Source organism: Metabacillus sp. Hm71 (assembly GCF_051842955.2).
GTDB lineage: Bacteria > Bacillota > Bacilli > Bacillales > Bacillaceae > Metabacillus.
Genome location: NZ_CM200278.1, coordinates 6,056,492 through 6,069,280 on the forward strand (window position 1 = coordinate 6,056,492; position 12,789 = coordinate 6,069,280).

Here is a 12,789-nt window from a genome sequence, read left to right on the forward strand (position 1 = left end):
TAAGCGGCAGTCTCACTTTTACCAATACAAAACTCACTTTAACTGCCGTAAAAAAATTCTCTCCCATAATTTCCAGGGAAGAATGTTTTTTACAAAAACAGCTGTTTTTACTCCTTTTCCAATCATGTACCTCATTCTAGTCTGTTTCTTTTGGGCAATTTTTGCGATTAATTGAGCAACTTCGGTTGGATCACCAAACTTGCTTGCCCCTTTTTCAATATGTTCTTCCAGCTTTTTCATCATTTCATAATAAGGAGATTTCTCGTCCAACGATTTCTTCGTTACATGTTTACCAGATGTCCAGATACTTGTTTGAAAAGAACCCGGTTCTACCAAGACAACATCGACGCCAAAAGGCTTCATTTCAAATCGCAATGCCTCACTCCAGCCCTCTAATGCATGCTTGGAAGAAATGTATGGCGATAAGCCGGGAAAGCCAATTCGTCCGCTTATGCTGCTAATATTGATAATTCTCCCTTTTCGTTGTTCTCTCATTAGTGGCAAGACTGCCTGAGTTACCGCGATAACCCCAAACACATTCGTTTCAAACTGCTTCCTATATTCATCAAGTGGAATCTCCTCAACAAAACCCGCACCGGCAAATCCAGCGTTATTAACCAGCACATCAATTCGCCCTAATGTTCTCATAAAATCTCTCCAATGATGAATCGAAACCTGTGAAGTGACATCTAATTCAAGTACATAAATCAGATCCCTTACACCAAGTTGTTCCGCGCGTTCCAATAGCTGAGAAAATTTTTCTGTATTGCGCATCGTTGCGATAACATAATAACCGCATTTCGCTAATTCTATCGATGTCATGAAACCAAAACCACTTGAAGAGCCTGTCACAACAGCAATTTTTTTATCCATCTATCTTCTCCTTAAACTATTTATTTCTATTTTATAGAAAAAAAGCGGATATAACTCTAACTCTTATCGAAAGTAATTATCTACACTTGAAAAAATTCTATTATTGCTACTTTTACTACTATTCTATTATTCTACAGGAATATTTTTAAAGCGCTTTCAAGAATTGATTATAAACTCCTAGTTCTTTTTACATAAAAAATTTCAAAATGATCTTCTTGAGAAGTTCTATTATTCTAATAAAATATTAAAACTATTCAATTTTCACTAAAAAGAGAAAAAAACTAGTAAAATAGACTTGTTTCTATTTTTTTTGACAATATCGAATCGTAAAAGTATTATATTAAAAGAACAAAGGAGGTTGAGTAATGTCAAATTTAAATAAACAGAAAATTGTGGCAAGCGTCCCTCAGAAAGGATTTTTTGGACATCCTAAGGGACTTTTCACACTTTTCTTTACTGAATTTTGGGAGCGTTTCTCCTACTATGGAATGAGAGCAATCCTAGTCTTTTATATGTATTATGAAGTTTCAAAAGGCGGCTTAGGTATTGAAGAAAACACCGCTCTAGCCATCATGTCGATTTATGGCTCATTAGTGTATATGTCCGGCATCATTGGCGGTTGGCTTGCAGACCGGGTATTCGGGACATCAAATGCTGTTTTTTATGGCGGAATCCTAATTATGCTAGGTCATATTGTACTAGCAGTACCTGGAAGTGTACCTATGTTTTTCGTCTCAATGGTTTTAATCGTTCTTGGGACAGGCTTACTAAAACCTAACGTTTCGAGCGTTGTCGGAGAAATATACAGTGAAGAAGACAATCGCCGTGATTCAGGCTTTAGTATTTTCTATATGGGTATTAACCTTGGCGGATTTTTAGCTCCATTAATTGTCGGTACAGTTGGAATGAGATACAATTTCCACCTGGGCTTCGGAATTGCCGCAGTTGGAATGTTCCTTGGATTATTAGTTTTTATCTTTACTAAGAAAAAAAATCTTGGTCTTGCAGGAACGTTAATTGCAAATCCAATGTCTCCATCTGAAAAGAAAAAGGTCTATACCATCATTGGATTAGGCGCTGCTATTATCGCAATTATTATTGCCATCACTATACCAGCAGGCATATTAACGATTAATAGTTTTATTGCTTTAGTCGGTATTTTAGGGATTTTGATCCCAACGATCTACTTTATTGTGATGTATAGAAGCCCTAAAACAACGGCAGTTGAACGTTCGCGAATTATTGCCTATATCCCATTGTTTATTGCTTCTGTCATGTTCTGGGCAATCCAAGAGCAAGGCTCAACTATTTTAGCAAACTATGCTGATAAACGAACACAATTAGACTTTGCTGGTATTCATATTTCTCCAGCATGGTTCCAATCACTGAACCCATTATTCATCATCATTTTGGCACCCTTTTTTGCATGGTTATGGGTAAAGCTTGGAAATCGCCAGCCTTCCATTCCTAAAAAATTCTCATTAGGTTTACTATTTGCTGGTTTGTCATTTCTCGTTATTCTGTTACCTGCCTATATTGGCGGGGAGGATGCATTAGTTAATCCTTTATGGCTTGTCCTAAGTTACTTTATTGTCGTCCTTGGTGAACTTTGCTTATCACCTGTCGGACTTTCTGCTACAACAAAATTAGCTCCTGCTGCATTCTCGGCACAAACAATGAGCTTATGGTTCCTATCAAATGCCGCTGCACAAGCGATTAATGCACAAATTGTTCGTTTCTATACACCTGAAACAGAAATGGTTTATTTCGGTACAATCGGAGGAGCTGCAATCGTTCTTAGTATCCTGCTTTTCTCCCTTTCACCAAAAATTCAAGGCTTTATGAAAGGTGTCCGTTAATTTAATCTTATCGATCCCCTAAGCAAGAAGCGCTGACTGCTGCACTTCTTGCCAGGGGATTTTTTCACTTCAAGTAAAATGGCGCTTTATCACTCATCTACAAATTGGCCGAGAGCGTTTATAACAGGAACGATTATATAACCTTAACTGAAAAGGTCAACAAACCTCAATATTAGGCTCTCTGACCCTTGTTTTTACCTACAGGTCCTCCTGTTTATCCACTATTTCCTTCAGGACCAATGCTTGATTATGCTCTTGATCCTTTGCCGCATATAGCAAAGTAATGGTCTGGTTAGCGGCCATTTCTTGCAGCTCCTCCACCAAGTCCTTTTTATCCTTACGTAATTCTTCTTTATATTTAACTTTGAATTCCTCAAACTTACTGGGTTCATGGTTAAACCATTTCCTTAACTGATTCGATGGGGCAACATCCTTCATCCAATGATCGATGTTTATTTCCTGCTTTGAAAGTCCTCTTGGCCATATCCGATCGACTAGGACTCTGATGCCATCCCCTTCAGACGATTTTTCATAAGCACGCTTGATTTTTACCGGCATTTAACCCCCTCCTAGCTTTCATTCAGCATTATTATCTCATTATTAACCCAGGGATGAAAAATTTTTCCTGATTGACATTCACTTATAGGGGAGTATAATGGTATAACGTTAATATTTCGTACATCGAAATATTAACTAAGGTAAATGATTAACTGATCGGGTTAAAACTTTTAACATATTTCATTCATAAAGATGAAAACATATTACAGAAAGAGAAAACTTGAAAAGATCGGTAAAAGGAGAGGAAATAAAGATGACCACTGAAGGAAGTGTATCCGACCAGAAAATAAAAAAAGGCGCCATTCTTACCGTTATGCTTTTAGGTTCATTTGTGGCGATTTTAAACCAAACATTAATGAATGTAGCCTTGCCGGAAATGATGGAAGACTTACATATATCCGCAAATACAGCGCAATGGCTGTCAACAGGTTATATGCTTGTTAATGGCGTATTAATCCCTGTTACAGCCTTTTTAATTGAACGTTTTACCACGAGACAGCTCTATTTAACAGCAATAGGATTGTTTTCAATTGGCACTTTCATCTGCGCGATTTCTCCTACTTTCACCATTCTTTTAATCGGGAGAGTTGTCCAGGCTGCAGGTGCGGGCATCCTTATGCCTTTATTAATGATGGTAATTTTAACGATCTTTCCTATTGCTAAACGAGGACAGGCAATGGGCCTAATTGGGCTTGCGATGACATTTGCACCTGCTATTGGTCCGACTCTTTCAGGCTGGATTGTGCAAAATTATTCTTGGCGGGTCTTATTCTATATCGTTCTACCCATTGCGGTGATTGATTTTATCATCGCCATTCTTCTCTTAAAAAATGTCACAAAGCAAACGTATCCGAACATTGACATAGCTGGTATTGCCCTATCTACATTAGGGTTTGGCGGCTTATTATATGGATTTAGCAGTGCCGGTAACTCAGGATGGGGAAGTATCGAAGTGATCACCTCGATACTAGTAGGAGTGATCGCATTAGCGTTATTTATTTGGCGGCAAATGACGGTTGATCATCCAATGCTGGAGTTCAGAGTATTTAAATATAATATGTTTACTCTTACGACGATCATTAATGTCATTATTACAATGGCGATGTTTGCAGGCATGATTCTGGTGCCGATTTATTTGCAAACAATCCGGGGCTTTACTCCTTTGGAATCAGGACTATTGCTGTTACCAGGCGCGATATTAATGGGGATTATGTCTCCGATTACAGGCTGGATATTTGATCGAGTTGGTGCACGCTGGCTTTCCGTCATCGGATTGGCCATTACCACCGTTACCACCTGGGAATTTAGTGAGCTAACAGACTCCACCACTTATACTTTTTTATTAGTTATTTACACAGCCAGAATGTTTGGCATGTCGCTGCTAATGATGCCGATTATGACGGCCGGACTTAATCAGCTTCCAAGACGATTAAACGCACACGGAACGGCAATGTCCAACACGTTTAAACAAGTTTCCGGAGCACTCGGTACCGCATTTCTTGTCACTGTCATGTCCAATCAAACGGAAAAGCATGTAACAGAACTCGCCGCTGCTTCCAGTGTCACACCAGATGCCAAACAGCAAATGGCATTTATCGTAAAAGAAGCAACCATCCAAGGGATTAACGATGCCTTCGTCGTCGCTACTTGGTTATCGGTATTGGCCGTTGTTCTTGCATTTTTTATTAAAAGGGTAAATCCTGAAGAAGATGAGGGACAGGAAACAATCAAAAGACAAAAAGCAAAAACACATCAACTAGCTTTAAATGAACGATAAAGTGAAACTTCCATTATTATGGAAAGGGCTGTCTTAAAGGACGGCCCTTTTCACATTTTAACTTGGTAACCTGTCGCACAAATACCTCCCATCCATGAATGAAGCATGCAAAAATGGAGAATTTAATGGTAAAGGAGTGTGGGAAATTGGAGCAAACTTGGTTTTCATTATTGCCATTTCTTATTGTTATAGCTATGTCCATTTGGTTAAAGAAAATTTTGCCTGGTCTTGTTTTGGGACTTATCCTTGGTTCGTTACTGGTTACGTTTGATTTATTACATGGATTGCAACAAACAATAAAATATATTGTAAAAACATTATCAGACCCTACGAATATTAATATCATCGGATTTCTTTATCTTTTTGGCGGTCTCGTTGGCATGATGAAAATTTCTGGTGGAATGAAAGGTTTTTCTGAGTGGGTTGGCGCAAAAATTAAGTCACAGCGCGGTCTGCTAAGCCTTATTTGGCTGACACTGCCTTTTACCTTTATGATGCCGATGTTTCGGATTATGATGATTGGTCCCATTGTCCAATCCATCATGGAAAAAAGGAGATTATCAAAGAAAAAGGTTGGATTTGTTATGGATGTCTCCACCGCTTCAGTCATTGTACTCTTACCTGTTGCCACTGCATTTGTTGGCTTTATGGTATCGTTAGTGGAAGCAGGCGTTCAGGAGCATCAATTAGACATGTCCCCATATCACGTGTTTTTGCTTAGTATTCCGTTTAACTACTTTGCCATTAGTATGTTAGTAATTGGGCTCTTGAAAACATTTTGGCCATCTTCTAAAAAGAAAAAGAAACAAAACAATCATCAAGCTCAAAAAAACCTGGATCATGAACATGAAGCCCACCCCTATCACGGGATGGGGATAAAAGAGGAATTATCCATGGTAAAGGCTCAACCATGGAATTTAATCATTCCGCTTATTTTGCTCCTCGGCCTCTCCTTATTTCTTTTATGGCAGGATGGCACTGCAAAAGGAGCGAAAACCATTTTCGAAGCTTTTTCAAAGGCGGATTCAACATTTATTATGCTATTAGCTATATTTATAACCCTTGTCTTAACATTCGTTTTTTACATATTCCGCAAGCAACCGTTAGACGAAATTCTCTATCATTTCTTTGAAGGCGGAAATCAAATGATGCAGGCAATCATACTGCTTGTGCTTGTATGGTCACTAACATTAGCAGCGGAGGATCTTGGATTTACAACCTTTATTAGCGCAACCTTAGGGACATTTTTACCGGACTATGTCATCCCGGCCATCATTTTCCTTATTGGTTCGGCTGTCGGCTATTTTATCGGGTCTTCTTGGGGAACATGGGGATTGTTTATGCCATTGGGAATGACATTAGCAACTGCAACAGGAGCATCGATACCACTTACAGTAGGAGCAGTATTTGCCAGCGGCTCATTTGGTGCATTAACCTCGCCATTAGGGGACACAACAATTACGACCGCATCCATTCTCGAAATGCCGCTTGTCGATTATGCCAGGTATAAATTGAAAATTGCCTCCATAGGCTGTGCAATTGCCACGGTTTTATATCTTGTGACAGCCTTCTTTTTTATTTGAAATGGGAACATTCCAGATTATTTCCTGTGAAATAGTCAGCTTCATTTAAATATATCAATGTTACGAACAAAAGCGCAAGCGCCTCGTTCAGCCTCGAAAAGCATATGACGATTTAGAATAGAAGGCGTTCTTTGCCTTCAATTCTAAATTGGCTAGACCCTAGAGGGGCTAGGCGCTGGAGCTGGATGTCAAAGCGCTATCAACAGTCCAAGAATTTTATAATTTCCTAAGCAATAACAAAAAGCGAAACAGCAGCGTTTCGCTTTTTTTGTTATTGATCTGGATAGGTTTCTTTTAAAAACTTTATGGATTGAAGAATAAGCTTCTTTAAAACTTCTATATCAACATCAGCCACTTTATTGATATACACACAGGCTTTTCCTGTTGTATGCTTCCCAAAATCCTTTAATAATTCGTCTCGCTCTGTGTCACCAGTTGCAAAATACAGGCTGACTTTTGCCTTCCTCGGCGAAAAGCCAACAAGTGGCGCATCACCTTCATGACCTGTTTTATATTTGTAATGATATTTTCCAAAACCGATAATGCTTGGCCCCCACATCTTCGCTTCATAGCCGGACGTTTCTGTAAAAATATCCAATAATTTATAAGCATCCTCACGTTTCTTTGGACTTTCAACCTGTTCAATAAACTCAATGACACTGCTGTCTGTTTCTTTTGTTTTTAATTCATACATAAAGGTAACCTCACTTTCATTATTGTTACATTTTAACTATTCGATTTCCTTTATCATACCTCCTCCTATAGCAAGAATGGAAATTTTGCTATACACTTTATGTAAAGAAAGGAAAAGTGTGGTGAATTCCATTGTTTACATTGCTTTTGATTGAAGACGATGAAACATTGTTTAAAGAAATAAAAGATCGGTTAACAGGTTGGTCTTATGATGTATATGGGATCACTGATTTTAGCAGAGTGCTTCAAGAATTTACAGCGATAAAGCCTGATTTAGTGATTATCGATATTCAGCTGCCAAAATTTGATGGTTTTCATTGGTGCCGGATGATTCGTTCTCATTCAAATGTGCCGATCATCTTTTTATCATCTCGTGACCATCCTACTGATATGGTTATGTCAATGCAGCTTGGGGCCGATGATTTTATCCAAAAGCCCTTTCATTTTGATGTATTAATTGCGAAGATTCAAGCGATTCTCCGCCGTGTTTATAATTACAATACTGAACCCATCTCTCTCAAAATCTGGCGCAGGGCAACGATCGATTTTGAAAAAAATCTTGTAACCAATGAGGCTGGCACCATTGAACTAACAAAAAATGAATTTTTCATTTTAAAGCAATTAATTGAACATAAAAATAAGATTGTTAGTCGTGAAGAATTAATTAAAAGCCTTTGGGATGATGAACGTTTCATCAGTGATAATACGTTAACAGTCAACTTAAACAGGCTGCGAAAAAAGCTGGATGAGATTGGCCTAGGACGTTTTATTGAAACAAAGGTTGGACAAGGCTATATTGCGACTGAAGAGGAAGAAGGATATGATTAAAAACTTCCTTATTGAACGGCGCAGCTGGATTTTGCTCTTCATCATCCAGCAGCTCGTGATTATTTTGGTCGCTTATCTCGACAATGCGATCCCATTCAAGCCCATTCTCTATATCGTTTTTTTATCAATGATCATATTTATTCTCTTTTTGGTTGTCCGCTATCATAAAGAAACCAAGTTTTATAAAAGCTTAGAGGAATGGGAAAACAATCTTGATTTAACAAGCATCATTGAACCAGAACGTCCATTTGAAAAAATCATTGAGAAAAGCATGACCGATCAAACAGAGCGATTAAAACGGCTTGCTTCAGAAAACCAGCTGGTGTTAGAGATGGAAAAGGACGAACTTTTGGCTTGGATTCATGAGGTGAAAACACCATTAACAGCTATGCATTTAATTATTGAACGAATTGATGATAAACCGTTAAAATCTCAGTTAACCTATGAATGGCTGCGAATTCATTTGCTGCTCGACCAGCAGCTGCACCATAAGAGAATCTCATTTATAGAAAATGATTTATTTATAGAAACCATCAATCTAAAAGAATTGATTTTTAAAGAGCTTAAAACCTTACAATCGTGGTGCATTCGAAAAGGGATTGGCTTCGACATCCAGCTTGAAGTAACAGAGGTGCTAAGTGATGCCAAATGGCTTGCCTTTATAATCAGACAGCTATTGAGCAATTCTATTAAATATAGTGAAGCAGGTGATATTAACATTAAGAGCTTTGAGGAGAATGACAGAGCGAAATTAGAAATTCAAGACTTTGGCCGAGGGATTGACCCAAAGGATCTACCGAGGATTTTTGATAAAGGCTTTACCTCAACGACAAACCACGCTGACAATGCTTCAACAGGTATGGGGCTTTATTTAACCAAAAAGGCTGCAGAGCCATTACATATCCATATAGAGGTACGATCAAAAATAGACGCTGGAACAACCTTTACGTTATCCTTCCCAAAGAAAAATGATTTTGTGAATATTGCAGGCATGTGACAAAATTGTCACATGCTTTTGTTTTTTTGTTCGCCCAATCAAAGGAAAAGGAATCCGGTCCCTATTATGATAAAACTATCAAAGAAAAAGGAGTTAGTTCGGATGAATATTTTAGAAGCAACGAAAATTCATAAAAGCTACGGTAATAAATTTAATAAACAAGAAGTGTTAAAGGGAATCGATATCAGCATTAAAAAAGGGGAATTCGTCAGTATTATGGGGGCATCAGGTTCAGGTAAAACGACATTGCTTAATGTCCTTTCCTCCATTGATCAAGTCAGTCACGGTACGATCAAAATTCAAGATATCGAAATGACAAAAATGAAGGAAAAGCAGCTGGCTGAATTTCGTAAACACCATTTAGGGTTTATCTTCCAAGAATACAATCTATTAGACACACTAACAGTGAAAGAAAACATCCTTTTACCATTATCCATTTCCAATACATCCAGGAAGGAAGCAAATCAGAAATTCCAAGATTTAGCTAAGGAACTGGGAATTTACGAGCTTCAAGATAAATATCCAAATGAAATTTCAGGCGGACAGAAGCAGCGTACCTCTGCGGCTCGGGCATTTATTCATGAACCAAGTATCATTTTTGCCGATGAACCAACCGGTGCACTTGATTCAAAATCCGCTTCTGATTTATTAAACAAACTGAGTGAATTAAACCAAAAGCGCGAGGCAACGATCATTATGGTCACTCATGATCCGGTCGCTGCCAGCTATTGCAGCAGAGTCATTTTTATTAAGGATGGGCAAATTTATACTCAGCTTACGAAAGGAGCACAGGAAAGACAAAGCTTCTTTAAGGATATTATGAAAACCCAAGGTGTTTTAGGCGGTGTTCAATATGAACATTAATCAGCTTATCCTTCGTAACCTAAAAAAGAATTTAAAAAACTACTACCTTTACGTTTTTGCGTTAGTCTTTAGTGTTGCCCTGTATTTTGCCTTTGTCACCCTGCAATATGACCCGTCAATGGATGAAGTGGAAGGCTCGATTAAAGGGGCGGCAGCGATACGATCAGCATCCATTCTGCTTGTTGCGATTGTTGCCATCTTTCTTTTGTACGCCAATACGATTTTTATTAAAAGGCGCAGCAAAGAAATCGGCTTATTTCAATTAATCGGGATGACAAAAAATAAAATCTTTCGCATCCTAAGTGCTGAAAACCTAATTCTTTACTTCGGCTCTTTACTGATCGGGATTTTTGTCGGATTTTCTGTTTCAAAATTAATCATCATGATTTTATTTAAGATAACGGGTATTGAGGCAATTGCGACTCTGCAATTCTCACAGCAAGCCCTTGTCCAAACCTTGATCGTTTTTTGTGTGATCTACTTGTTAATCATGATCATGAATTATCTATTCATCAAAAGACAAAGCATATTAGCCTTATTTCGAGTGACCTCTTCAACAGAAGGCAAGGTTAAAAAGATGTCCGTACTTGAAATCATCATTGGGGTCATCGGGTTGGCATTAATTATCTTAGGATATTTTGTTTCATCAAAGTTATTTGATGGTGACTTTACAACCATGAATGAATTATTCTTAGCCATGATCTTTATCCTTGGCTCTGTTATTATTGGAACCTATCTTTTCTATAAAGGTTCTGTTAGCTTTATTGCCAATGTGGTACGAAAAAGCAAAGGCGGCTACTTAAACATTAATGAGGTATTATCCCTTTCATCGATTATGTTTCGCATGAAATCGAATGCCTTATTATTAACGATTATTACGACCGTATCAGCCCTAGCAATCGGTCTGCTATCGTTAAGCTATATTTCGTATTACTCAGCCGAAAAATCAGCCGAAAATAATGTCCCCTCCCATTTTGCCATGACAAATATGGAAGATGCAAAGCAATTTGAAGAGACATTAAAGAAGAATGAGATAGCCTACGATAAGAAGGTTATTGAGGTCATTCAGGCAAACATCGATGCAAGAAACATTTTGGATATCAATCTAAGTGAAGTAACATTTGATCCAAATATCATGACGCTCGCTGTCATAAGTGATCAATCTATCCCAGATTTAGATCTGGCTGCAGAAGACACGGTTTTTTCCGGCTACAATGATTTGATGCAAAAATTTATGACCTTAAAAGATTCTGGCAAAATAATCATTAAAGGAAAAAATGGAGAAATTAAGCAAAACTATTTAGGGCTTAGAAAAGATTTTCTCCTTCCCTATACATTTACAGGTGGCGGGCTGCCTGTTGCCATTGTAGATGAAACCGTATTTGAACACTTAAAAAAGGACATGGACCCGGAAATTCAAAAAGAAACCTTCGTATATATCGGTATAGACATTAAAAATGGAGACCAGCTTAAAAAGGCAAATGACTTGTTTAAAGCTGCAAACTATGATGAAAACCATTCTTCACGCCTTAATATGAGTAATGATCAAAAGCAAAACATGGGACTGATCATGTTCATTGTCGCTTTCTTAGGGCTAACCTTCCTCATTACATCAGGCTGTATCCTTTATTTCAAACAAATGGATGAGAGTGAAGATGAAAAGGGAAATTATACGATTTTAAGAAAGCTAGGATTTACGCGCGGAGACCTGCTGAGAGGCATCCAAGCCAAACAAATTTACAGCTTTGGGATTCCATTAATAATAGGCCTTCTTCATAGCTATTTCGCCGTTCAATCCGGCTGGTTTTTATTCGGAACTGAGCTTTGGACACCGATGATTATTGTAATGGTCATCTACACAGGATTGTACTCTATCTTTGGTATCCTTTCCGTTCTTTACTATAAAAAAATGATTAAGGAAGCATTATAAACATTAACAGCAAAAAGCACCACATGTTGAAATGGTGCTTTTTGTTATCATAATTATGAATGTTCTCTTCTATAAAGATCCCGGCTCTTATACCCTGCCCCAAGTATACTTTTCATTTCCTCACGTCGTTTTTTCCTTGTTGCTTCTTGTTTCGCACTATATACATAGCGGGCCCAGTCTTTCCGATAGCCCAGGGTTAAGGATTGATAGAAAGCAAGCAAGTCAGGCGTATCTTGCAAATCCTTTTCCACATCAGGAATCATCTCGATATAATCATCCACACATTGGCTTGCTTTTGTTGATGTCTTATTTTTGCTTTTTGAATCTTCCTTTAAGCCAACAACGGTAAAAACATCATCCAGCCCGACCATTCTGGCAAATTTAATTGAGCTTGTGCCAATAAACCCGCTCTCATCAACACCTAGACAGGGAAATAAATCATCGCGGTGAATATAGGTCGGGTATACCTTATTCCCCTTTTTAGGATAGGCCAAAAAAAGATAACCGTTTTTATTTAAAAAGTTCTTTTCAATCACCTTGTATACGAGGTTTTTTAGAGACACCATATCCAATACAAAAGCAAATATCAGATCATATCCGCTCCCAGCAAGCTCAGTATCATAACCTTCTAACTCTGCTAAATATTCCGCACCCTCCGGCAAATTTAAAACCGCTGCCTTTTTATATTTTTGCAAGTTTAGTTTTTCAACGATTGATTTAGCCATGTTTACCCACCTGTTAAAAGTAATCTTTTTCCTTAGTGTAAGTTGTTTCCTATTGGTTAGCAAGTTGAAACCAAACAAATAATACAGCACGAGCAAAAAGTT

General features: G+C 38.0%; 11 protein-coding genes. 7 read left to right on the plus strand and 4 right to left on the minus strand.

From position 1 onward, the window contains the following. Positions 1-33 precede the first annotated feature (33 nt). The gene (locus ACSVDH_RS29410) at positions 34-873 is read right to left on the minus strand and encodes an oxidoreductase (RefSeq protein WP_439252413.1); all 840 of its coding nucleotides are present in this window, start codon (positions 871-873) and stop codon (positions 34-36) included. 365 nt (positions 874-1,238) lie between these two features. Here ACSVDH_RS29410 and ACSVDH_RS29415 point away from each other — a divergent pair, with 365 nt between their 5' ends. Then, positions 1,239-2,732, plus strand: a complete 1,494-nt coding sequence (locus ACSVDH_RS29415; protein ID WP_439252412.1) for a peptide MFS transporter — start codon at positions 1,239-1,241, stop codon at positions 2,730-2,732. A gap of 198 nt (positions 2,733-2,930) precedes the next feature. Here the strand turns inward: ACSVDH_RS29415 and ACSVDH_RS29420 are convergent, their stop codons facing one another. After that, a complete protein-coding gene (locus tag ACSVDH_RS29420) occupies positions 2,931-3,290 on the minus strand; it encodes a DUF488 domain-containing protein (protein WP_439252411.1) in 360 nt (119 codons plus the stop codon). Positions 3,291-3,543: 253 nt separating this feature from the next. On the opposite strand from ACSVDH_RS29420, the gene ACSVDH_RS29425 reads away from it, so the two are divergent. Both ACSVDH_RS29425 and ACSVDH_RS29430 read left to right on the plus strand, forming a co-directional pair. Then, entirely contained in the window at positions 3,544-5,067 is a 1,524-nt protein-coding gene (locus ACSVDH_RS29425; RefSeq protein ID WP_439252410.1) for a DHA2 family efflux MFS transporter permease subunit, read from the plus strand. 146 nt (positions 5,068-5,213) lie between these two features. Further along, entirely contained in the window at positions 5,214-6,650 is a 1,437-nt protein-coding gene (locus tag ACSVDH_RS29430) for a Na+/H+ antiporter NhaC family protein (RefSeq protein ID WP_439252409.1), read from the plus strand. Positions 6,651-6,921: 271 nt separating this feature from the next. On the opposite strand, the gene ACSVDH_RS29435 is transcribed toward ACSVDH_RS29430, so the two are convergent. Continuing rightward, complete coding sequence (locus ACSVDH_RS29435; protein ID WP_439252408.1) at positions 6,922-7,344, minus strand: DUF1801 domain-containing protein; 423 nt, start codon at positions 7,342-7,344, stop codon at positions 6,922-6,924. Between the two features lie 131 nt (positions 7,345-7,475). On the opposite strand from ACSVDH_RS29435, the gene ACSVDH_RS29440 reads away from it, so the two are divergent. From ACSVDH_RS29440 to ACSVDH_RS29455, 4 genes are all read left to right on the plus strand, one after another. Continuing rightward, entirely contained in the window at positions 7,476-8,171 is a 696-nt protein-coding gene (locus tag ACSVDH_RS29440) for a response regulator transcription factor (protein ID WP_439252407.1), read from the plus strand. After that, a complete protein-coding gene (locus ACSVDH_RS29445; protein ID WP_439252406.1) occupies positions 8,164-9,168 on the plus strand; it encodes a sensor histidine kinase in 1,005 nt (334 codons plus the stop codon). The genes ACSVDH_RS29440 and ACSVDH_RS29445 overlap by 8 nt, the downstream gene beginning before the upstream one ends. Positions 9,169-9,270: 102 nt before the next feature. Continuing rightward, positions 9,271-10,032 (plus strand): ABC transporter ATP-binding protein, encoded by a 762-nt coding sequence (locus ACSVDH_RS29450; RefSeq protein WP_439252405.1) that lies wholly within the window; start codon positions 9,271-9,273, stop codon positions 10,030-10,032. Next, on the plus strand, positions 10,022-11,962 hold the full coding sequence (locus tag ACSVDH_RS29455) for an FtsX-like permease family protein (RefSeq protein ID WP_439252404.1): 1,941 nt from the start codon (positions 10,022-10,024) through the stop codon (positions 11,960-11,962). The genes ACSVDH_RS29450 and ACSVDH_RS29455 overlap by 11 nt, the downstream gene beginning before the upstream one ends. Positions 11,963-12,015: 53 nt before the next feature. Here ACSVDH_RS29455 and ACSVDH_RS29460 read toward each other — a convergent pair whose 3' ends face one another. Further along, positions 12,016-12,687, minus strand: a complete 672-nt coding sequence (locus ACSVDH_RS29460) for a YdeI/OmpD-associated family protein (RefSeq protein WP_439252403.1) — start codon at positions 12,685-12,687, stop codon at positions 12,016-12,018. Positions 12,688-12,789: the final 102 nt, after the last annotated feature.